General features: G+C 42.7%; 12 protein-coding genes. All 12 read right to left on the reverse strand.

Translation table 11 applies throughout. The annotated features are described in order from the left end of the window. Positions 1 to 509: 509 nt before the first annotated feature. The 12 genes from csm6 to hsdR all read right to left on the reverse strand — a co-directional run bounded on the left by csm6 (position 510) and on the right by hsdR (position 24,103). On the reverse strand, positions 510 to 1,640 hold the full coding sequence (gene csm6 / locus C9J48_RS06335; protein ID WP_006229072.1) for a CRISPR-associated ring nuclease Csm6: 1,131 nt from the start codon (positions 1,638 to 1,640) through the stop codon (positions 510 to 512). A 95-nt stretch (positions 1,641 to 1,735) separates the two neighbouring features. Continuing rightward, positions 1,736 to 2,350, reverse strand: coding sequence for a type VI secretion system-associated protein TagO (locus C9J48_RS06340; protein WP_006229071.1), 615 nt, complete (start codon positions 2,348 to 2,350; stop codon positions 1,736 to 1,738). Next, positions 2,337 to 2,537 carry a restriction endonuclease subunit S domain-containing protein gene (locus C9J48_RS06345; RefSeq protein ID WP_006229070.1) on the reverse strand — a complete coding sequence of 67 codons (201 nt, stop codon included), beginning with the start codon at positions 2,535 to 2,537 and terminating at the stop codon, positions 2,337 to 2,339. The genes C9J48_RS06340 and C9J48_RS06345 overlap by 14 nt, the downstream gene beginning before the upstream one ends. A gap of 45 nt (positions 2,538 to 2,582) precedes the next feature. Then, a complete protein-coding gene (locus tag C9J48_RS06350) occupies positions 2,583 to 2,954 on the reverse strand; it encodes a hypothetical protein (RefSeq protein WP_006229069.1) in 372 nt (123 codons plus the stop codon). Between the two features lie 170 nt (positions 2,955 to 3,124). Next, a complete protein-coding gene (locus tag C9J48_RS06355) occupies positions 3,125 to 9,322 on the reverse strand; it encodes a DEAD/DEAH box helicase family protein (RefSeq protein ID WP_006229068.1) in 6,198 nt (2,065 codons plus the stop codon). Between the two features lie 17 nt (positions 9,323 to 9,339). Then, entirely contained in the window at positions 9,340 to 12,714 is a 3,375-nt protein-coding gene (locus C9J48_RS06360) for an STY4851/ECs_5259 family protein (protein ID WP_006229067.1), read from the reverse strand. A gap of 71 nt (positions 12,715 to 12,785) precedes the next feature. Further along, positions 12,786 to 13,121 (reverse strand): hypothetical protein, encoded by a 336-nt coding sequence (locus tag C9J48_RS06365; protein ID WP_006229066.1) that lies wholly within the window; start codon positions 13,119 to 13,121, stop codon positions 12,786 to 12,788. A 117-nt stretch (positions 13,122 to 13,238) separates the two neighbouring features. Further along, positions 13,239 to 14,606, reverse strand: a complete 1,368-nt coding sequence (locus C9J48_RS06370; RefSeq protein WP_006229065.1) for an McrC family protein — start codon at positions 14,604 to 14,606, stop codon at positions 13,239 to 13,241. Between the two features lie 2 nt (positions 14,607 to 14,608). Then, the gene (locus C9J48_RS28180; protein WP_006229064.1) at positions 14,609 to 17,149 is read right to left on the reverse strand and encodes an McrB family protein; all 2,541 of its coding nucleotides are present in this window, start codon (positions 17,147 to 17,149) and stop codon (positions 14,609 to 14,611) included. Between the two features lie 63 nt (positions 17,150 to 17,212). Beyond that, positions 17,213 to 18,784 carry a restriction endonuclease subunit S gene (locus C9J48_RS28185; protein ID WP_006229063.1) on the reverse strand — a complete coding sequence of 524 codons (1,572 nt, stop codon included), beginning with the start codon at positions 18,782 to 18,784 and terminating at the stop codon, positions 17,213 to 17,215. After that, a complete protein-coding gene (locus C9J48_RS06390; RefSeq protein ID WP_006229062.1) occupies positions 18,781 to 20,430 on the reverse strand; it encodes an N-6 DNA methylase in 1,650 nt (549 codons plus the stop codon). The genes C9J48_RS28185 and C9J48_RS06390 overlap by 4 nt, the downstream gene beginning before the upstream one ends. A gap of 145 nt (positions 20,431 to 20,575) precedes the next feature. Next, positions 20,576 to 24,103, reverse strand: a complete 3,528-nt coding sequence (gene hsdR, locus C9J48_RS06395) for a type I restriction-modification system endonuclease (RefSeq protein ID WP_006229061.1) — start codon at positions 24,101 to 24,103, stop codon at positions 20,576 to 20,578. Positions 24,104 to 24,156 lie beyond the last annotated feature (53 nt).

The raw sequence follows: 24,156 nt of genomic DNA on the forward strand, positions 1-24,156 counted from the left end.
ATTACACTAAATAACACCTTCCTTCTTGACTTCATTTCCGTAGAACCATTAACAGATATTTAATCAATTAAAGAGCTGGATTTGTCATTCATAAGCTTAAGATCGCGGTTTATCCTCAGGTTGATATTGCAAGGGTTCATCAATATTCATTTTAAGTTCTTGTGCTTTTTTCTGATGTTTATTCTTCACTTTAATCAAATGAATACGATGTTTTTCTATAACCAGAGATCTTACTTTTTTCTTATCATTACTCATAATTTTAATACTTTTCCGCAATCTTTACAGTGGTAAATTGCTTTATTAAATAAGCGCTGCCATAAATTTCGTTTAACTCTTTTTATATTTATATGCTTGCACTGAGAAGTCATATCACAACCTATAGATGTCGAAAAACAATTGATAAAAATCAATTTAAAATAAAAGACAAAGAAGTAACCCCTTAAGTTATTTGATCTTTATGAAAATATTACTCAAGGGATAACGATTAATCGAATTGAAAAATTATTAACTTATTTTTTAGTATAAGCAGTATCAATAACCTCTAAGTCATCTGAAACCCAGTAGGTATTACCGCCACTGAAGCGTTTAGAATGAATTTTAACTTTCTCAAACACATCAGCAGGTAAGGCTTTTTTTAGCTTTCCGTTTACTTGCGTGCGAATTGGTTGAATAAATTCCTTTTCCATGGGTTTGAGTAATGCAATATCTTGCTCTTTCCAGGAGATTTCATCCTCTAATCCAAATGTTTTATATACTCGAACATCCCCCTTCATCAAAGCATATACAGAAAGATAAGCTTTACTCGGCTCAATACTTTCAACAAATGTTCGATCAACAATAATTGTTTTATCTGATTCTCGCGTTATAAACTGATACAGCGCTAACTCTTTCGCTGTTAATTTTATATCAATACCTAAAACAGATATTGTCGACGCTTTATTCGATATTTTAGCTGAAGCTAATTGTTCAGCAGAATTCATCATCGCGACAGTTTTACTGAATGAGGCATCTTCAATCTGACTGATCAAATCATGTTCAAATTTTTTCCTCATTCTTACAAAAGGAATTTCAGCTAAAGTCACAATCGCATCTTTGGTATTAACAAGAGATCCTGGCTTTTTTCCCGTAATCCAGTTATCACGCAATGTTGGGAAGTAGAAATCAGAAACAAATTCAAATTCATCATTTACAAAAACATGGCTCAATGAATCTTGCTCACGCCCCAATAGTGACATGGCATAGCCCATATAAAAAGCCATTGTCTTACGACCACCAGCTATAGAAGCATAAATAGCAGTATTCGTATCCGCTGTTAGTTCAGCCACTTTACGCGTAATAAAATCAGCCATGTGTGCTTGATCAGCCTCACCTTTTGCATCAGATAAAGGCTGTCCATGATCATCTTCAATCACCCAAATATGACCTTCATTAAACACTACTTCAGGCATCCCATATTCATCAAATAACGCCTGTAGATGGCCATTTTTATACAAACCATCGATAAGCATCGCTTTTGAGCTTTCTGTTGTAATCACATACATTTCATCAGGAAAAGCTTTGCCTTGTGTATATAAGCCATAAAGCGTCTCTGTTAATACCTGAGGACTTGCACCTGTTGTACAAAGAAGAATATTTTTCATTAGATTGACCATAGCTGTAGAAGCGGCGCCATGTTTTTCACCGCGAATAAGAGAATGACAAATGTTATAAGCAGCCTATATCATGTTGGAAAATATCACCAACCGCATGTTTCGCGTAGAGGCTTCACCGCATTATCAATACCAGAAATATCGAAGATAGCCGTAACAGGCGATTCATTATAAGGGGTAACCTGGGCAACAAACTTTGATTGTCCTAACATCTGCTTAATTAAGACTATTGGATTACGCTTAAACGATGCCTTACTGTCAGTAGAAAGAGACCAATTCTCTGTTGAGGCTTTTTCAGAACCAATACGCGTTAAGACTTTCGCTTCACTGCCGAGGTATTCTCCCCAAGTGATATACATATCGGTTGTATTCTGACTACAACGTAATACAAGACCGACATTACGTCCCCATTTACTTTTTCCTGATTTTGACTCCAGTACCATGGTTACTGTTTGGCTATCATCAACAGGGTTAATCTTTTTATCGACATACCAATCACCCATTGCAGTTTTATCCAATTTCAGTGATTGTGGACCATCTAGTTTGTTCTTTTTAGCCAGCGAATCAAAACACTCTAAACGTGATAAGTCGCCATCAATTGATGCACAAGAAGCAAACGCTTTTGTATCTACATCAGCTTTTACAACGCCTGTAGCCAATAATAGTGCCATGCAAATAATATTCATTTTAGTTTTTTTCATTATGTTCATCTCTATCATTTTTCAATAAACCATTAAAATACAAAGCGCACTTTTCATTTAACGCTTCAGAAAATTTCTCTTTTTCTTCGGTGCTTGGGGCGTTATCAACCATTCGTTGAAGATCATCAAGTTCTTCTGCTATTCGTTTTTGTTCAGCTAAGGGAGGAATATTTATATTCAACTTCATCTTTGACTACATCTCATTAAGACGCATCCATGCGGCGTTTAATTACTAGGCTTTATTAAGGTATTGCTCACAACCTGGTTTATTAGCATCAATAACTAAGTTTCCTTCTACGCTGAAACCAATCGCACCCAGAAGAAAAAGAAATGCATGATTATTTTGTGTAACAACCACATCTGTTAGGCCAACGGCACAATGATTATTTTCAATCGCTTTATCCGTTGCTTCTTTTACTTGGGGAATTCCGAATGGAAAAAGGACTACAGGCACCATATCTTCTCCTTCCACACGCTCACCTGTCACAAAACCATCAGAGTTTAGATTCATGTTTTTAGTGGAGGCTACAGTCAGATCAGCTACACGTTGAGAACAACCAGACAAGGCTAATATAGCTAGTAAAGCGACAGTGACATTTTTCATTTATTACCCATTTAATTAATTTAAGTGATGCTTAACAACACCACTTGCAATCGATATGGGTAATAGTAATACTCATTATGAGTAGACATGTAATCGTAAGCTTACGAAATAAATTTAAGACGGGATAGGTATGTTCGTGAAAAAAGGCAGCCGAAGCTGCCTTTCTTTTATTAATCGTCTATTGAGAAGAACACTGCGGTAGGCCACTGCCCGCCCCTAAGCTGCCATTTACCTTGAATAATATGTTCTGCCTGTTGTTGAATGCTCAAGTTTGAAGGGAAGCGATTTTCTGAATCGTATTTATCTACCCACCAGTAACCAAAGCCTTGATCAAGCCAAATAGTTACAATCGCACCGTCATCAAAGGTCAGGTTCATTGTTCTGGCGTGTGGCAAACTAAATTTAGGTGCAGTTTCAAAAGTAATATCAAGTTGAGTTTTATTAATACAGCTCTCAACCAATTGTTCCCTATCTTCCTCGCAGTACCAGTTATCTTGCACGGTTTCTGGAGCATATAGCGAGGTATGCAAGCGACCAGTGATGATCTTCGCTTTACAGCCATTGTAATGACCTAGTAATGCCCCAACAGTGCTTAAGCACAAACTAAATGGTAATGGTGCTGCCAAATAACGGTCACAATACTCTACCTCAACAATTTTATTGGTCTGCATCTTACTCAGTAACAGATCAGATGCTTGGAGTACCTTGGTCCAAAACAAAGCACCAAATGCTTTTACTGTTCCATTCAATTCATTATGAACCTGCACTGTACCGATTTTTTCATGATGTTTAGTAACGTTTAGCTCTATCGCTTTTAGTTCTGGTACGGCGCTACATCCCGTAATCAACTGTGAGTCATACTCATTAAGGAAACCCCAGCAATGAGCAAGCTCGCCACTATAAATCTCGGCGCATAACGTCATATCACTTTTTAGCGGTGTAGTACGCTGAAGTAGTTCAATATTCGGATGGTTTGACAACCATGAGAGGCTGATCTGCTCAGAAGTAGATAATTCGCTATCACGACTTATTAGAACGACTTTCACCCTTCCCTCTCTAGCCCAACTATAAAGAACATCAATTAATGGCCACTCACCCAAATCACCAAGTGCCTCGCTATCTAGGTAAATACATAGTTCAGGTGATTTTAAGCGTGCCAGCGACTGCTCTAATGCTGTCACTAATGGACGCAACTCTCTTCGGTTAGCGTGATCAAATAGCATGAATTCACTTGGTAGTGACAGCCGGGCAAAGAAGTCATTATCTAAAAACTCAATGACTTTCCAGCGATTCAATAAATCCAGAGCATGTTGAGTCGAGTAATCAACCAGACAACGGTGACATGCCTTGTCGCAATTACACTCAATGGCCTTTTTCTTCGCTCGTTGCAGCAACTCAACAATAAATTCAGGGGCTTTAATCGCAAAACCAGCGCCACCAGCTGAAGAATCGTAAAGTACAATGGCTTGCGCTTCATGGTCTTTATAATTTACAGGCTTGGTTGTGCAACCGATCTCATCACTATTGATACCTAACTTTTCAGCCAGTTCATTACGTAGTAATACAGATATAGATCGCGCAACAGTACGGTTATTCAGTACAGTACCATCTCCATTAAAAAGCAATAATTCAAATACATCGGTACGAGTACTGTGCCCTAACTTTATTGGTCCCTTAATCGCAAAATCTCGTTCATTCCCGCCGCAGAAATGCTCGCTCTCCCGTTCGATCTCACCTTTTCCGCCACGTAAGCGTGTATGGTTATCAAGGACTTGATGTGGCGTTACACCGTCGGCATCAGGCATTGGCTCCATACGCCCACACTCTAAACACAGTGCGTAACCACTGTTTGAAAGCCCTGCACTATGATAATAGACATGACCATCGTGGCTCGATCTGAACAATGCACTCGGGTTAACACTTATTTCTTCCCAATTTGCTTGTTCAACTGTTACCCAAGGATCTTGAAATGGCACATGGACTAAACGAGAAATATCATTGTGGGGTTTATTGCGAATATCAACCGCAAAACTACCCGGCTCGATAAATCGATGGTAGCTATCAGATTTTAATGACGCATCACAGCAACGACACTCTGAAGGCATATTTCTATCAGTGCCACTGGCACCGCAATGCTGACAGCGCCAAGCCCACATTAACGATTGGATTTCATTAACCTGATCGGCAGATGCAGGGCTGTGCCAATTAAGGATCACACCGCCGGATTGGTATACTCGGCCATCGAGTACAACCTCACTGCCCGGTGCATAATCTCTTATCGCAACAGACAAATCCCGAGACGGGTAATCTCGTGCGCTATACAAATTATCAATACGATGTTCTAGTTTCTCATTTTTTGCAGACTTCGCTTCTTTAGCGGCTTTGATTAACCCTTTTCGACGATTGATGGTTTCTGCATTATCATTATTGAGTGAAACCACATCGGTAGGGAAACCATAACCAGGCAAGAACCCTTTTCTAGCAAGCTCAGATAACAGGTATTCACCTTCTAAACGTTGAATTTGGGTTTCAACTGCAGCTTGGGCTGTAGAAAGTCTATTACTATCAGCCTTAACTGCCTCACTCTGCTCACACAACAACTGATGCTCTTTTAGCCAACTTTGCAAGATTACATTCATTTGCTTAGCGGCATCTTGAACCAAGTGCGCTTTTGTACTGGCTTGTAAAACAGTACGTCTGAGCAATGTTTCTAAGCCATCACTCATAATCGTTAGCGCTTCAGTACAGCACCAATTGGTAAACAGCTCGGCTTGTGAAGCACAGTTTTCATGAGCTGAAATAAAGAAATTACCACAGCTCAAACGCAGAGAGTTTTCGCTGATATTTTTCTGACGTAAGAAAACTGATAGCAGCAGAGCATTAATATGGCGCTTTACTATATATTCACTTGATAGTGAAACATTTGGAACATGAATCGGCGTATCAAAAGCCCAACGTGTCTGACCAAAAATATGTTCACCATGTGGCGTGCTCTTGCATAGCGTTAATGCCACTGATTTTGTTTCACCACGACGACCAGCACGACCGGCACGCTGAAGATAGTTCGCTGGGTTTGGTGGCGCGTTATTCATCGCCACAACTGAAATACCACCGATATCGACGCCCATCTCCATGGTCGTCGAACAACTCAAGACATTAATTGCCCCCTTCTTGAACTTATCTTCGTAATCGCGAAGTAAGCTTGCAGGTAATTGAGCTGAATGCTCAGCAACTCTAAAATACGGCGTACGCTCAACAATACGATCAGAAATGTCAGACCACGCATTTTCTTTACGCAGGTTGGCGATCTCGGGTTGTTCTTGCCAGTCTCTCGCTTCATTCAAGGTGACAACTGAACCGTCTTCAATACGTCGCCCATAGGGATAAGGATAAGCAGGGGCTTCCAATAAACGGCAACGCTGCTCATCACGCTGCCCTTTCACATTCAGATAAGGCGTTATCTGCTCTAGTGGGGTATCAATGATTTTCTGGGTATGTGGACACTGCCATTTTTTATCAATCAAACTAAAGCTAGCCTGATGTTCTAACTCAAGACGATAACCATCACCACTGGCCGATAACACATAGCGTTGAAGCACTTTCCACGCATCTTGCAAGATGATATTTATCTGTGTTTTATCTTCTTTTTCTGCAATATCAAGATTAAAAGCCGCAACAAGTAGCCTGACCAAACGTGGCTGAACGGCGCCTTTTCTCACTTGCGGCCAACTTTGAATATTCCTGAACTGACTTTCACTATCAGGTGCAATGATCAGACCCGCACTGAACTTAGCGCCAATCCAACGCTGCTGTTCTTCAGTCAAAGAAATTGCTTTATTAGCACGAACATGGAAATTTAGGCATAAGGTTAAAAAGTTAACCCATGCAGCCTGCCCTGCTGCAGTATCATCAAACAGTGATACCCACTCTGCTGGTGCAGTATTGCCTTTATCCTTAATCGCAGGGTATTCCATTCGGATCAACCCTAGCGTTTCCAATGTGTTCTGCCGTTTCGGACGGCTGTTAAACTCGCGTAATAACAACAAACGTGACAATAGAATTGGGTCTTTCACCATATTCATGGTGTCATCAAACCGTTGATAAGAGTCTTTGATCCAATACTGGAGTTCTTTTTCTTTTGCTAGCTCATGCTCAACATCAGACCATGGGATCGTAACGTCGCCAGCGCCACCACATAAAGAAGTAATCTTCTCCTCTATGATTTCAACCATGTCATCATCGCCGTCTTCGATAAACATGGCTAAGCGAGATTTATACTTTTTAAGGTCTTTTTCCTGCTCAGGTGTAAGCGTACCGCTTTTAAGGGTTCTATCCGCCACTAGATGAAACAGCGCAGCACGGAGAAATTGACGTTCGGCATCTTGCTGAGACTTAGCTGCAAATCGTGCCGTTCCTTGCCGACTATCGGTAAACGTGATCATTCGACGCCCATGCCAAGGGCCTTTTAGCTGTTCTTTTTTACCGTCTTGGCAAAATTCTAACAACGTAGGAATAACCGTCGACAGCATAAACGGCGCGCCATTGCGGAAGTGACGATAGAAATCATAATTCTGAATTTTAGTATGCTGACAACAAGGGCAACGAAGAGCAACGCCACTCCCATCTGATTTACTGTAACCTTCAACACGATGAACGTTAAATGCCCCCTTATAGGAACTTGGTTTTAATACGCCATCGTTGTTTAACCAATATTCACCAGTTTCGTCATGAGATTGCTCTGACATAATACAAATACGGGAATGACTCTCTGAATCATCCGGTTCGGAATCATCAAAAGACTCTGCATCGTCGATTTCGATATCTAACGTAAAATCATCGATACTTGAATCTGGCTTAGTTAGGCTAAGAACACTATTTCCTGATTCTTTCTCTACACTTTCATCCGCTAACAGCAAGCTCGTACCGCAGCCATTACAGCTGGTCATTTCAAAGACTGGCGATCCACAACCACATTGCTCACGGCGAGACATGTAAACCATGCCAAAGCGCCAATCAATCGTGTCTAACGCTGTGCCCGACTTTGCTTTACAGCTTGAATTCGAACAGGCCCATAAGCCGCTCGACACGCGATGGAACAAATGCAAACGAAATGGAATGAACGCTTGGCCCTCGGCTCCAACCGTCGACGCACAAACATCCAACCATTGCAGCGCCAACTTTTCAGCCATCGGCACTTCCGTGGCCGAGAGCAACTTACAGATTTGAGCCAGCGACAACCGATTATCATCAGAGCTTAACTGTTGGCGTAATACACGAAGCGGCATAATCGATTCAAGTACGCGATAACGAACCTCGGCATCCTCGATAGCCCTTACTTGCTTAATATCCATTGCGTGTGGCGTTGAAAACTCCGCAAGTTGTGTAATTTCTCGGTGACCTTTGACCAAATAAACCTGAGTAATATCGACACCCGCGACATCAGCAAGGAAGGCTTTCAAGTCATCATCTGAATCTTTACCACCAATGGTCGCCGAGGTTGCGACAAATCGCACTTGATCAGGCGTAACATCAAATCCATGCATCACTCGACGTAATAACAACGATAGTTCCGCCGCTTGCGAACCAATATAAGTATGGGCTTCATCCAGCACAATCCAGCGAAGCTTACCCTTTGATTTAGCCAGAATAGGCTCATCTTTTTGGCGGACTAGCATGTACTCCAGCATAGTGGCATTGGTCACCAATATTTGGGCAGGATCATCGCGCAATGCTTTTCTTGATAATTGTTGGTTTGGCTGCGAACGTTGTTTTGCAACGGGCATATTTTCTTTCGTTTCACCGTTATAAAGGCAAAATTTCACATCAGAACCCAGTTCATGCGTCCAGGCTGCTAGTCGATCACGTTGGCTGTTTATCAAGGCATTCAATGGATAAAGAAAGAGTGCTTCTACCCCCTCAGCTTTACTTTTCCGTTTCGCAATATCATTGAAAATAGGAACAAGGAAACATTCTGTTTTACCAGAGCCCGTACCACTACTCACAATCACCGAACGCGGTTCATTCTGTGACAAATGCTGCCATGCCTCATACTGGTGGGCATAAGGGAACCAGTGAGATTCAAACTGGTAGTCTTCTTTTAATTCTTTGGGGGGATTCGCCATCGCATTGACGACACTAGCTTCTAATAGGCCACCCGACAAAGCTTGCATGGTTTCAGTGTGTGGTTGCCAGCCAAACGTGGCTTCAAAAACAGGATCGCCTAGAAACGCACCGTCTTTACCCGGTGCTTTTGAAAATGCTTGCCATAAAAACTCGCGTAGTGGCTTAGAACGAAGACCAAACTGACCTAATGTTGCGCGTGCTGCACGTTTAGTCAGTTGATCAATAATCGATTCAAAATATTCCATTCTCTTTTTCCTAGGCGTTAAATTTGGACTAAACCAATGATCATTTTTTGGGTTAATGCAAAGCTGTCATCAAAATACTCTGGATCAAATCGGCGGTATTCACGCATCGCATGCACCACTTCAGGCGTCATGGTTAATCCTGCTTGGCCGCTGGTTGCCAGTGCCAATAACATCGGTGCATTCATCACATTATTCTTAAACCCATGTTTACTGGTTAAGCACAGCTGAGCAAATTGAGGGTTTATTTTACTAATAACTGATTTCATTACCCCATCGGCGAAAATAGTTGGCCATGGTGAATCAACCTGACGTTGAGACAAGGTGTTTCGACAATCATAAACATGCTGCATGTAAGCAGGTGGAACCAATGCTGGCTTCTGTTCAACCAAACCAATTTTAAATTGCATCATGGCAGATAACGGCGCAAGACCAGGAAAATAAGACACAAGTTCTGATAGCTTCTTCTGTATCCGATTTTGAGCAACATCTTCCATATCCTCACCTAAACGGTTTAGCAGGTTGTCATAGAAAGCGTTAATCACCTTGGCAGCTGTTGCCACTTTTAGTGAATACCAAAGCAGCGGGAACTGTTTATCCATTTGCCAAACTTGGTCGATTTCTTTTTTGCTGGCGTTTAGCAATAAAGCCAGCATAAATTCAGGCTGCCGTGCCACACCACGCCATAAATCAAAGGTCGTTAACGGCACATGATCGAACGATAGCAATGTACGCACATACTTCCATTCTGGACGGGTAAAGTCATACGCCATTTCCTTTGCAGCCTGACTGAATGCGTCTAGTCGTTCTGCTCGGCGCCCAATGCCTGCAGCGGCTTCAAAACCGTTACGTGCCTTGGGTAATAGCTCTAAGTCTTTACTCCACATTAGCGATCGAATTCCCAGCTGTGGGTTATCGCAATACACCAACCATGCACCAGCCTCTACTTCATCATCGGGGAATACCCATACACGCTCTGTATCTTCTAAACCCGTCGCTGGTACCAATTGCAACGGCGTTTGATCTGGTCGCTCTAAAGGCACGGTATATAAATTAATAGACGAGCTCATACCTTCGCCAACAAGCTCAACACAGCTTCGTTCACGGTCAGGTTGGAGTGAGTGAACATACGCAGATAAGAAGCAGGTAAACACTGCTTGCCCGTGGTTAACCACCGATACTTTCACTTTTGCATCCAAACTTGATGACAATGCAAAGAGTGCTTGAATATCAGATCGGAAGGTTGATAATGATAAACCAGTAGATAACACGTCAATTGAAGGTAATACCGTACTGAAAAAAGCACCTCGACTAAACGGACCACGCACATCATATGCATTTAATGAAAATTGCAGCTCAATTTCGCCTTCAAGGCCATAGCCATACAGTTCATAACGATTAATCTTATCGAACAACAATTCACTATGGCTATCAACAGGCTGTTGTTCACCATCTAACAAACAGACGCCCTTGCTTGGAAAAGGTACGGTTACCGATACTGCTTTGGGTTTTTCTTGCCACCATAACTCCAATTCAACTAAAGCCGGTGGCTGTTCTTGAGCACTGAATAAATCAATGGTGACTGAGTGCGGAGTTTGCGTTATTTGAAAATCTAATTGCCCAGCGTTAGGTTGAGTCAATGCCACCATAGGAGGACGCGAAGAAGAGATAACAATTTGACCACGATTAATCTGACGACCAGGTAAGAATTCAATCGTCATGTCTTGCGGTAAACTTGCCAATCTAAAACGCTTTTTTGCCTTCCCCCCATCAATGAAAGCCACTTCACTTTGACCTAATGGTAAGGTATCAAACGGCAGCCATTGTTGTTTTGATGCATGATGCCAACGTAGCTTATCTGCTGAAATATCGTGGTGTGCACCTTGAGCCGATAAGGCCAATAAACTTGGCTTGCCGATAAAACATTTGTTCGGCAGTGTTTGGTAAGATAATTCTGCACCTTGCCAAACAAACTCGGTGTTTAACTTACTGTTCTCTCCCAATTCAACAACCGCATCACCAAATTGGTAAGCACCCGAATCACTAAGCTGATACAGAGTGCGAGCGAAAGGTTGTTCTGTCACACCAAATAAGCACTCGCAACTCAAGAAAGAAGGTAATGTATTTTCTGGCGATAGCGCAATCAACGCTTTCGTCGACTCACAACTTACATCACCCGATCCTGCTAACACCCACTCACCTTCATGCTCAGTAAATACCCACGGTTCTTCAGTATCTAAGCCACTCCCTCCTAATAAAGGGGCGTACCATGTTTGGTCATTGTCGCCACGCGCCATTAACTGAATTTCACAATCAAACCAATCTTCAGGTAAATCACTGTCCATCACATCTAGTAAGTAACGTTCAGGGTTATTTTTAGGACGAAAAGCCTTTGCTAATAACAGCGGTTTTTTACCCATAGCAAATAGACTGAAGCGTTCTGGTAACACCTGCATACCAAAAAGCTGTTGAATATATTGAGCGTTAACCCGAGAACGTAACGTAAGCGAAAGCTGACATTTCCATTTTGCATCGGCTTGACTAGGTTCATCCACCACGTAAGCATGTTGGTTATAGGTTTGTGTTAAACGTCGAACTAGACGAATAGTGCTAGGCAGGCGACGTTGAACGGCAATGGCTTGACCTAATGCACTATTGATCAAGCCTTTCGCAATATCATGATCAATATTTAACGGCAGTTTCTCGGGCCAGTTTGGTGCGACAGCATCTAGAAAGCGTAATGGATCGTGCTGTTCATCTAGCCCATATTGGTCAGTCAGCTGATAGATAGCTTCTGCAATTTTACCCACCACAGAGTAAACGGCTTCAGTACGAAACGAAGCGGCGATACAATGATCGTGTGCCTCTGCAATCGCGGCGGCATTAGGCTTAGATAATGTAAACTTGCCAAAATCTTTGATGACTTGCTCGAAATAGTTGGAGAGCTTACTGTTTGGATCGGTGATTAACTGTAAAGGTAAACCACCCTCAACAGCTACAGAGCCTAAAAACATCCGACCTTGGCCATTACTCAGTATCGGCCTGCGCCAAAAACGAAAACCTGCCGCAATCAATTTATTACGTTGACCTGCCGTTATATCTGAATCACTAACATTCAGTGAACGAAAAATCGGTTCCCAGCTCCAATGGCCGCCATTGAACTGCTTTCTCCACCACTCGGCAGCATACATTACAAATGCCCCTGCCCACTCAGAACTCATTGCCGATGGCACATAACATTCAATATTTTGACTTCGTAAACTATCAAGCAATGATGTTTGCAAAGTTAAGTATTCACCATCAGTTAGTTTGTAACTATAAAGTGGCGCACCACTAACATGGTCTAACTCACGAGAAGACAAAATATCAGCGATGCAATGTCTGAATGTATTCATTGTTGTCCTTATAACAAACGGTGGTAGAGAAGTGAAAAAAGCACTCCAGCTCTATGCGTTGAATCTAAGTACTACGGCTTCAAGTAATCAATCAAGCACTCAATATCATTTTGAGTCGTGATTTTGAGTTTTAGTACGGTTTCGCCCCGTTGCAAGCCCGGAGTGGTATAGGTATTACTGTGGCGACCTTTGTCATGCGGGTACACTGTGTGGGCAATGTCGGGCATCTCGATACTGCCGAATGGGTATGGCAGCCATACATTAGCAAATGCGCCGCTATCCGGTTTATCGATTTCTACCACAAAGCCAAAATGATTCGTAATATGCCAAGCCTGTACTTTTTTGGTTGTACGGGCTGGTTCGCCGAATTCTTCATACAGGCGATCGATTAATGTATTTTTTATCATGATGCTTTCACTGTTATTTCAACTTATAGGTAGCTTATCGCAATCCTTGCCTTGCGTGGTTTTCATAAGCTTACTATCAAGGTAGCTATCTACTTCATGTTTAAGCACACGAGTTTTTTATACTCGAGGTTTTTGTATATAAGGCTTTTTCAAATGAGTCGGCCATATCAAACGGCTATTACTATCCAGCTCTAAAACGAAAGGCACCACCCACAAACGCAAGGTGTCACTAAAGTCGAAGCTATGCTCAAGTGGTTCTTCAAAGTGCGAGTGTACGGGGTAAATAAGGAAAACATCCCCTTTGCCCTGCAAGTATTTATGCCCATACGCGAACATCTGATAAAAGTCAGATTGAGATAAATCATACTTATCACTCGAAGAAGACTTACCTGCGTTAATCAGCTTCCACTTAGTATCTAATACCGCACAGCGCCTATTCATTGATTCAGCGGTTGATTCTGAGCTTGATTCTGAGCTTGATTCAATCACCAGATCAGGCTTTAACCTGAAGTAATCACTCTTATTATGCGTTACCAGCACCTTCCCTGTCGCTTGCTTGCAAAGCTGAAAGCCTTCAGGTAATTGCTGACTCAACACAGAAGCCACATAAGATTCAAACACAGCTTCCATCGGAAACAACAGCGATTGAGCATTTGCGTTTCCTTTCATACTGAGTGGCGAAAAACCCTCTAAAATCAACCGCGACCATGCAAGTGGAGCATGATAATAACTCATCCCTCTATCGAGCTTAATTTGAGCAAAATCTTGCTTTGGCACTCGACTGGCAGGAATACCATCAAACGCAAAATCTAATTCGCGAAGTAGACGTTGGTTTTGATGTCGTTTGGTATAACCTGCGACTTTTTTTAGCGCAGCACGAATCAACCTATTCGCTGGCCTGTCTTGCAGAAATTCATCGTACTCAACAAAAAACTTATGTTTATTAATCGCGTTATGACGAATCTGCTTATCCACCAGCAGCTTACCTTTTTGATAAGCGAGGTTGTCTTGCTGTTGAATGTAGTCACTTCTTAGCCCACGCTTTACTACCTGATTCACACTTTGCAGAAATTGTTCGATAAACACTTCTAACAACGGCATTTTCAGCGTTTCGACATTGGCTGTATTGGTTATAATATGACGAAAATGACCAAGATGCTTCAGCATCATCAATAAGAGCTTGCGTGAATGGGTAATTGCGCTTTCAGAACGGTCGGACGTTTTGGCAATTTTAGGCAATACTTCAATATGCTGACCATGTGGGGTAAAAATCACCCCGACATAGTTTTTTACTTGCAGTACTTTATGGCCGTGTTTAGCGCGCAACAGAAGAAACTGACTCACTTCAGCTTCTTCCTGACACAAACAACGTTGTTCCAAATATTGAAAGGCTTCAGTTGAAATCAGCGTGAAGCTATTTTCTTTTGCCGCTTTTTTATCACAACTTAGGTAACCATATTCAAAAACAATCGGATGCGTAGCCATAGTTAAGCGCCTATTGTTTCTGTTACCTGTTGGCTTTCTACTACTTCTACAGACGTATTGTTATCTGTAGAAACTCTTGATTCAGTTTCGTTGGCTTGGTTTGGCGCATAAATACCTTTATAGGCCAGTGCATAGCTCCACACATCGGCTTCTTTACTTTTCAAGCTGTATTGCTTTTGTGCTTCGCCAAACTGCTCTAAGCCATGCTTGCTACCAAACAAAGCATTCAGCGCTTTTTGATCAAGTTGCTTTTCTGTCACGAACTGCAATGAGTCCAGCTTTTGGTTATCAGCCAGCACTAAACGAATTTTGTCCCAATCTTCAAAGAAATATTCTTCAAGTAACGGGATGATCTTGTTTTTAAATACCGATTGAAGTTCATCAAACGCCGCGTTTTCATCAACTTGATCGCGCTTTTCTTTTACGGTCATAAAGAAGGCATGGCCTAAGGTATGTTCACGGTCGTACAACACTTCAATACGTTGATTCAGTACAGTCAGTAATTTCTGTAGATCGATACCGTTCACTGATACACCAGATAGTAATTCTGGCTTTGGCATCATTTCGACGAAATCAAAACGGCGGCGCAATGCCGTGTCCATCATAGCTAGCGAACGGTCAGCGGTATTCATGGTGCCGATGATGTGTAAGTTGTCTGGTACTGAGAAATTATCCCCTGTATGTGGCAATACCACATCTATTTGCTCTGTTGCCCCTTTGCGCTTTGATGGTTCTATCAGAGTGATTAGTTCACCGAAAATCTTCGAAATGTTTCCTCGGTTAATCTCATCAATGACCAAAACAAAGTTCTTACGCTGTGTATGTACTTCCTCGGTACGGTTTGAATAGATCGCCAGATGTTTAATTAACGCTGAGTAGTATGGGTTTAAGCCACCTTTGATCTCACGTTCTCTATTGAATATTGCTTTCAATGTCTTAACACTCAGCGAATGAGTTGAATCACCTTTGTCTTTCTCAAATCGGATTGTATTGTTATCTACATCAGTCACCGTAAAGAAAGTACGGATAGTATTGACTCTAATACCACTTTCAATTTGAGACAATTCAGCAATAAAATATGACCATAGTGAATCAAAATCACTGTCACCTTTTACTGTTTTTGTTTCTCGGTATTTATCAGCCTCTTCTGAAATGACTTTAAAAATGCCATCTTTTTCATAATAAGAGACTTGATCACCTTCTGTTTTCGCACTTAATCCCTCAACAAATTCTTCATAACCGTAGCTTTGATGAAAGGTGACAAAGCGAATCCGATTAGCCATAACCAGTTCATCATATTTACCTTTCAACTCATTTCGATTTGCAAACGTAAAATTAGGTTCAGCGGCTTTCACTGATGCTTCAATAGTATGATAGGTTTTACCCGTACCAGGAGGACCATATAAGATCTGGTTTAAGGGGGTAGCCACACTTTCAATATTCATTGTTGGTTCAACCTCATAACCAGTTTGAGCATCTTCACGGATTTGGTTTAATCGCCCATTTTTTAAATCTTCATATAAATGCCAAGTCGCCATATTAACGAACATAGGGTCATAATTATCAGGAAGGTGTGAACCAATAGCTTGCTTAAACTCTTGGTTCATATCGAACCAATTACCATCGAGAGACATCCCTAGGGCAAATCGTTCATTTAAGTAAGCGGCAACAGTTCTAAAACAATGTTCATCGATAGTCGATGTACATATAGTTGGTGCGATCGCAGCAAAAACGCGATTTAACAAAGCCCAATACATTTTGTTTAATAAACCATCCGCTTTGGCTTGCTTCATGGTTTGTTGGGCTTGACGATATGCCTCTGCGCTTGGGTTATTTCTAACATGCTCAGTGATTTCACGTAATACTGATTTTGCCGTTTCAAACTCTTTATGAGAGGGCGCGCCTTGGCGTAAGCTTGATACCGAATTATCACGCTGATACCAAAGTAGATTTAATGTATCGTCGGAAATAGCCGAATCATCAGTTATTTGATTGAATGTTTTTTGATATCCAATATACCAACTAGATGTAGGGTAAGACTTTCTCTGTACATATTCATCGAACAATTCAACTAGCGTATCACCCGTTAAGCGTTGATAAGCGAGTGTTAAATCTAGTTTCAGCAAAAAGTTGATCAGATCATCTTTGTCAGAAAAGTCAGCAATGCAATAACCCACTTTTTTAGAACCCGGCTTCACCTTATCTTCTCGGCAATAAACCGAATCATCACCCTCAAAGACGAACTCGATAAAATCAGGCTCTAAAGCAGCAGGATTAACAAAACGCTGAGATAAGTATTTATTCACCTCCTGACGTCTTGAATTATCTTTGGCAGGAAACGTCATTTGCACATGTTGCTGAAGGGCTTTTCGCTCAACGATATCAACGCCTGACGCATGCTTCATTACATGCCCCTGCTGTATCAGCTCGGCCAGTGCTTTAAATACTGCGATGGCATAGAAGCTGGGCTTATTGATTTCTTTGCTACTTAAGCAAGTCTCAACATAATGCTTATATTCAGTATATTTTTGCTGTAAATCCATTTTATAACCTATAAAAAAGCACGCCCCCTATAGTAGGTAAGACGTGCTGAATGTTTGTAATATTTAAGCGCTTGCCTTCTTCGCTGCCCGCTTTTTATTTGCCTCTATTTTCTTCGCCGCTTTGGCTAAGGCTTCTGCCTCTATACGGGCTTGGGCGATGCGTTCTAGCAGCTTATCCGCAGGCTCATCGCTTGGGTCTTGCGCTACCAGCTCACCACGGAAGGCTTTGGCCAAAATACTTTGGGTTAGGCTATCGACCCGCGCCTGCGCTTTTTTCACCTGTGCTTCGATGGTATCGGCAAAAGAAAAATATTGGTCGACGAGGCGAACGATTTCTTTTTGTTCTTCTAATGCAGGGATGGGAATAGGCACTGATTTAATTGTTTTCATGTTCAAAAATGGTTGAGCAACCTGAGACGTAATACTGTTAAAAATACGTCGATACGCATTTAGTACAATTACAAGAAATTCAGAATTATATACTTGCTTATCTACAGTAATTCGGCAACTACCAGTCGTTGATAGCATTGCAATTGGTTCATTCATTGGATACATACAACAGTCCCCCGTTGTTGCTCCAACCTTTGCAAAAAGAACATCTCCTTCATTAATTTTATGACGAGATAATCCTTCAAATTTTTCAAATGATACAAATTTCCGGTTTTCACGTAAAAACTGAAAAGGTCTAATATTGACCATTCTTATTACTGGCACACCATCATCAATGTAATCAGTTTTGACATTTATTGACGCTCCAAACGGACCGTCAACTATGCTGTCTGCATAATTATCCGTTACAAAACTCAATACCTTTTGAGTCCATTGTTCAGGAATACTTGGCAACAAATCTAATACATCCAAATGAGGTTCAATTTTATCGTCAATGTTTGATGGCTTTCTCGGTTTCTTAGACTTAGCTAACTTTGCTTTCTGGCAAGTTACTAAGTATTGTTCTTTTCTAACGTCTGTAATTTCACTACAGAACTTTTCAATATCTTGGGCTGTATTAATGTCACGCCACTCTTCCGTCAATTTCCCCGATACGGCGGCGGCGAGAACGGATTGGCGGAAGCGTTTGATGATCGCGGGAATGCCATCGAGACGCGCTTTGATGGTGTCTACCTGCGCCAGCACCTCGTCGAGTTTTTCTACGATGCGGGTTTGTTCGGCAAGGGGGGGAAGCGGCAATATAGCTTTTTTAACTAAATCACCACTGATATTTTTAACGACCCCACCAACAGCTAAATTATTGAACTGGGCTCCAACATAAGAAGAGGAAAGCAAATAATAGAAATAATCACTACTAATCTGTTTGGGAAGCCTAAAAACAAACCATCCATCATGAATATATCCTGGTATTCCCATTATGTATGGCAGGCCAAAAGACATTGAATTTGAGAGTATAAAGTCACCAACATCTACAAAGCGAGATTTCATGGCTCCTTCTTTCGTGATTTTTTCAGCTGTTGAGGTTAATAATTTTTGTCCCTTCTTAGCATCACCAATTTTGATCCAGTTAACACCATCATCACTGTCGGTTAAAAAGTTTTTAATTGGACGAGGGGAGCTTCCACGCTCAACAACAACCAAATTGCCTAGACTATTCTCAGCCCACCCCTTCGGCAATTGACTCATGCCTCAACCTCCTGAGTCGTACCACCTAGTATCGCGTTACTCGCATCTAGATCTTGTTCTTTCAGCCCAAATGCTTCTTCTAGCAATTGCTTCTGCGCTTCGGCTTCATCATTGGCACCCAGTGCTTGCATTAGCTGGTAGATTTCAGACATGGCTTCGGTCAGCTCTGCCATTGCTTCACCCGCTAGCACTTCAGGCTCTGGCAGGTTTTCGGTACTAGTGGCTTCTAGGTCTTTCAGCCATGAGATATCTAGCGAATCACCTTTCTGGTCACGAATGTAATCGCGACTGAACTTACGGAAGCGGGCTTCTTCTACCTTGTGCGCTTTCTGGCTCGTCTGCTCGACCGATGTTTCACCTTCTGCATAGATCGCGCCCATTACATCCCACACGCCTTCGCTACGTGGTGATTGACCGTTTTTGTCTTCGCCATAAGCAGCAATGAAAGCATCGAAGTGTTTGTCGGTTAACGGACGACGCTTACCAAAGGTATTCATGTTGGTACGCATGTCGAATACCCATGTTTCAGTGGTACATTTTTTGTCTTGCTCGGGGTTCTTTACCGTCCCTTTTTGGAAGAAGAGTACGTTGGTTTTTACGCCTGCCGCATAGAAGATGCCAGTAGGTAAACGTAGCACCGTGTGCAAGCGACATTTATCCATAAGATCACGACGAATATCGGCACCTTTGCCGCCTTCAAACAATACGTTATCGGGAATTACCACTGCTGCACGACCGCCCGGTTCTAGGCTTTCGACAATGTGCTGCATGAAACACAGTTGTTTGTTCGAGGTTGGGTGAACAAAAGTACGGGTAATGTTTGTACCCGCTGCGCTACCAAACGGAGGGTTGGTTAAAATCACGTTCGATTTCGGTAAGGCTTCACCGTCGCTACCCAAGGTGTTACCCAAACGGATGGCACCGCCTTTGTCTTGATCGCCTTCAATATCGTGCAGTAAGCAGTTCATTAATGCTAAACGGCGAGTTTCTGGTACTAATTCAAGGCCAACAAATGCACGCTGCATTTGGAAATCTTGATCGTCTTCGCTTAAGTCATCCAAATCGTTTGTGTGTGATTTGATATATCTATCAGCTTCAATCAAGAAGCCTGCCGTACCGGCTGCCGGATCTTGAATCACTTCACGAGGCTGTGGCTGCATTAGCTTAACAATGGTGCTGATTAGCGAACGCGGGGTGAAGTACTGGCCTGCACCTGATTTGGTTTCGTTGGCGTTCTTTTGTAGCAAGCCTTCGTACATGTCACCAAAATCGTCACGACTCTTGCCTTTGTCGCCTTCGAACCAGCCAAGGCTGTCCATGTTCGACACAAGTTCAGTCAACTGGGCTGGCTGAGTAATAGTGGTGTTCACGTTTTGGAAAATCGCACGAACAATGGCGTGACTATCGTCACCCAGTTGTACCAGCATGTTGCGGTAAAACTGGTGCTGTTCACGACCAATTTTGGTTTTCAGATCCTTCCAGCGTAGTCCTTCTGGCAGCAATTCGCTTTCTTGGCCAGTTTCTTCACACATTTTCAAGAACAGCAACGACGCCAATTCGTTCACGTAGTTTTGGTAAGACACCCCACCATCACGCAGGTTGTCACACAGTTTCCACAGTTTGGCGACCAAATCATTATTGTTCATGCTTATTCTCGATATTCATTCATAGTGAATGCGCGGCGAGTGCGAAGCTTCTTTCGACCGCTTTTCTTACAAGCGTTTCGTAAAGGCTTTTGGCACTCGCGGCACTAATGGGGTTATACCCAAGTATTGTGGGCATCATAAAGTGTTACGCGGGTTGATCCCACACATAATCATTCAGCTTGGCGAGTATGGTGTCTAATTCACCATCGAAGACAGTCGTAATCTTACGTTTGCCGCCTCGGCGCTTAAAGTTGCCCGATTTAAAGGTGTCGTCATCGACCACCACTTTCTCTTTCAAGCTTTCACCTAAGCGATCTAACCAAGTGGTTTGCTCTTCGTTCCAGCTGTTTTCGGTTTTAATGCGATTAAGGGCATTGTCTACCCGCGTTTCAAATGGCAGTAAGGCATCACCCATAGCTGCACGGCGAATATGCCCGATTAAACGCGCGGCTATGTCTTGGTTTTTGGTTTCTTGCCATGCAACACGCAGGGTCGATTCATCGAAGTGCTGGCGATCAAACCACTCTTGCAATTCTAGCAAGGCTTTACGGGTTAGATCGCGCGGCTTATTGATCACGGTTTGCAGGGCTGCATGCGCATTCTGATTACCCGTAACTAAGTTATCGAAGGCTTCTAGGAAGTCTTCCGCGTTTTCGTACTCGCCGTATAAACGCTCTACGCTGATCACTTTGTCGTCGATATCGGTAAAAATCGGCGCTTTGCGTAAGGCGTTAATATCTATTTTTAAGTGTTCAATACGTTCTACCAAGCCTTCGACTTTGTTAAACACTTCGGCGGTCCATTTCGGGCCTTTTTCTTTCAAAGTACGAGCAAAGCGGTTGAAGTCACAACCCATTGCATCTTGGCAGATATCGTCAAAACGTTTAATGGCACTGTCAATATCTGTTGAACGGTCGCGGTTGTTATTGGCATGACCGACAACACGTTGCAGTTTCGCCACCAGCTGTTCGTGGCTGTGTTCAGCAAAGCTTCGACCGTCTGCTTCCATTACCTTGTAGGTTTCTGAATCGGTGATTTCGTTCACCAAGGTTTTGAGCTCTACTTGGGGGCGTACCACCACTGGCTTCATGGTGTCGACCGATTCTAAGGTGTCGTACAAATCGACAGCATCGAAAATACGGAACGACACTTTACCCACATCGGGGCATAAACGGGTCGCACGGCCTTTCATTTGCTCGTACAAAATACGACTTTTCACTTTACGCAGAAACACCAAATTACAGATGCTTGGAATATCGATACCCGTTGTTAACAAGTCGACCGTTACCACGATATTCGGTAAACGCTCTTTGTTGTAACGGGTGATCATCGATTGCACTTTGGTTGGATCTTTATCTGAGTCACCGGTAATTTTGATAATGGCGTCGTGTTCTAATTCTGGGTATTTCACCTTGAACGCAGTTTGCAGCTGTTCTACCACCATATCGGCGTGAACGTTGTTGACACAGAATACTAAGGTTTTCTGTCTGCTTGTTGGGTCTAGGTGATTGACCAACTCTTCACACACCGCTTTGTTAAAGTTCGGCGCGATTACGCGGTTATTGAACTGGGCAACATCGAAGTTTTGTTCATCTTCAAGGGTGTCGGTAATCAATTCCCCTTGGTAACTCACCCGTTCTACCTGCTCACCTTGAGCAAAATAAATGCCTTCATTACTGCGTTCTGTGGTGATTTTAATCGGTGGTTCTTGGTCGGTTAAGTAGCCATCAATCACCGCTTTTCGGTAACTGTAGCGATAAACTGGCGTATCGAAAATTTCGACCGTGTGCAGGGCGGGTGTGGCGGTTAAGCCCACTTTAATTGCATCAAAATGATCGATAATACGGCGATAGGCAGAAATGAAATCGTTCTGGCTACGGAATACCATTTCGCCTTCGGTTTGTTCTTTATCAAGAATGTAACCGCGGTGCGCTTCATCGACAATGATGCAGTCGTAACGACCGACAGGCATGGCCTCATCACTTTGCAAAGTACGCTTGACCAATGACTGCACCGTCGCAACGTGGATCTTGGTGCTATCTTCTGGGAACTTGTCGGTTAATCCCTGAATATTGAAAATAGAATTGAAAGTATCGCCACTGATACGGGTATCTTCAAACGCGTTAAGTGCTTGCACGCCCAGTGAACGACGGTCGACCAAAAACAATACGCGTTTAAAGCGTTGTGATTGAATAAGACGATACATTAAGGCAATGGCGGTTCGAGTTTTACCTGTACCGGTTGCCATTGCGAGTAGAATTTCTTGTTGCCCTTTGATCACGGCTTGTTCAACCGCTGCAACCGCTTCTTCTTGGTAATAACGCAGACCAAGATCGCTCATGTCGGGGTTTTCAGTAAACCAACTATTGTGAACCTGTAAATTGCTTTCTAATTTGGCTATCAGCTCTTCAGGGCGGTGCCATGCAGGCAAGGCTTTGGGCATGTTCGAGGTATGACGAACATCGCGATACCAAATACCACTTTTGGTTTTATTCGTCGCGCGATAATCACGCCCGTTAGCAGAATAACAAAATGGGATATGGTAGATGTCGATACCGTTCGAATCTCGCCAAGAAGCCCGATAGCTTGGTAATTCTTCCGCAATTTGATGCAATAGATGTTCATCGTTAGCTGCGGCATCGGTAAGTTCGGCTTGCAGTAATTCAAAATCGAAATGCTTGCTATAGCGATATGCTTCAGGCAGTTTGCCCGCAACATCAATGTTATTGCGCTTGGCTTCAATCACAGCAACAGGTTTTAGCCCGACAAACATCACATAATCGGCAAAGCCAGTGTTGCCGTTTTCGTCGGTGCTGGTTGGCCATTCTGCAATCGCAATATTACGCCCAACTTGTGGACGAGTGCCCTTGGCGTAGCGCAGGTTAAGGCTGTCGGCATCCCACCCTGCTTCTCGCAATTGGCGATCGATAAGGTAGCGGGTTTCTTGCTCTGACAGATCCAGCTTACGCGCAGCGGCACGCTGGTTGATTTGCTCGCGGTATTCTTTACGCTCGCGCTCTGTCTTCTTCGCTAACTCTGCGTCTTTGGCTTTTAACTGTGCTTCTAAGGCAGCAATACGGGCTTGAGTTTGATCTTCCGTTTCTTCCTGCTTACCTTCAAGAATCGAAATATAACCGTTCAGTGCTGTTAATTTGTTCTTTTGTGCTGCTAGCTCTGAAGCCGATTCGGTTTTCTCGTTCAATGCATCAGACAATGCTTGTTTGAGTGACGAAATCTCGGTGTTATAGAACTCGTCGCTGCCCCCTTGTGGCAACTCAAACATAGGCAGTTCAAAGTCGAGATTTTTAGTGACTAGGCGGTAATACCAAACACTCACCTTAAACGCGATACGCAGCATCATTTCTGCATCGTTTAAGTCGTCGTGGTATTCATGTACCGCTTTGTTGCCCACTTTACGCAGCTGATGAAAGAACTTGATGATGTTGTCATCAACCCACGAGATCCGAGACAAATCACGAATTAAATCTACTTGGTTTTCTGGGATCTCCATATCCAACAATTTGGCTATATGCTTGGCAGACGCTTCGCCAAACATACGCAATTTCACCAATGTGGTATTGGGATCATCAGGGTAATTTTTCTCTGCCGCATACGCGATGCTGTAGAGAATGTCGTTAACCCCTTTAAGAAACTCAAAGTTAGATTTTTTCATACCTGTTCCTAGCACTTTTCAACTCGCTATATCTTACACCATAGTTTTTGTAA

Source organism: Photobacterium profundum (assembly GCF_003026285.1).
In the GTDB taxonomy this organism is placed as follows: domain Bacteria; phylum Pseudomonadota; class Gammaproteobacteria; order Enterobacterales; family Vibrionaceae; genus Photobacterium; species Photobacterium profundum.

Excerpts from the sequence above, each read along its gene's own strand:
- csm6 (WP_006229072.1), bottom strand. The coding sequence starts at position 1,640 with ATGAAAAATATTCTTCTTTGTACAACAGGTGCAAGTCCTCAGGTATTA.
- C9J48_RS06340 (WP_006229071.1), bottom strand. The coding sequence starts at position 2,350 with ATGAAAAAAACTAAAATGAATATTATTTGCATGGCACTATTATTGGCT.
- C9J48_RS06345 (WP_006229070.1), bottom strand. The coding sequence starts at position 2,537 with ATGAAGTTGAATATAAATATTCCTCCCTTAGCTGAACAAAAACGAATA.
- C9J48_RS06350 (WP_006229069.1), bottom strand. The coding sequence starts at position 2,954 with ATGAAAAATGTCACTGTCGCTTTACTAGCTATATTAGCCTTGTCTGGT.
- C9J48_RS06355 (WP_006229068.1), bottom strand. The coding sequence starts at position 9,322 with ATGGAATATTTTGAATCGATTATTGATCAACTGACTAAACGTGCAGCA.
- C9J48_RS06360 (WP_006229067.1), bottom strand. The coding sequence starts at position 12,714 with ATGAATACATTCAGACATTGCATCGCTGATATTTTGTCTTCTCGTGAG.
- C9J48_RS06365 (WP_006229066.1), bottom strand. The coding sequence starts at position 13,121 with ATGATAAAAAATACATTAATCGATCGCCTGTATGAAGAATTCGGCGAA.
- C9J48_RS06370 (WP_006229065.1), bottom strand. The coding sequence starts at position 14,606 with ATGGCTACGCATCCGATTGTTTTTGAATATGGTTACCTAAGTTGTGAT.
- C9J48_RS28180 (WP_006229064.1), bottom strand. The coding sequence starts at position 17,149 with ATGGATTTACAGCAAAAATATACTGAATATAAGCATTATGTTGAGACT.
- C9J48_RS28185 (WP_006229063.1), bottom strand. The coding sequence starts at position 18,784 with ATGAGTCAATTGCCGAAGGGGTGGGCTGAGAATAGTCTAGGCAATTTG.
- C9J48_RS06390 (WP_006229062.1), bottom strand. The coding sequence starts at position 20,430 with ATGAACAATAATGATTTGGTCGCCAAACTGTGGAAACTGTGTGACAAC.
- hsdR (WP_006229061.1), bottom strand. The coding sequence starts at position 24,103 with ATGAAAAAATCTAACTTTGAGTTTCTTAAAGGGGTTAACGACATTCTC.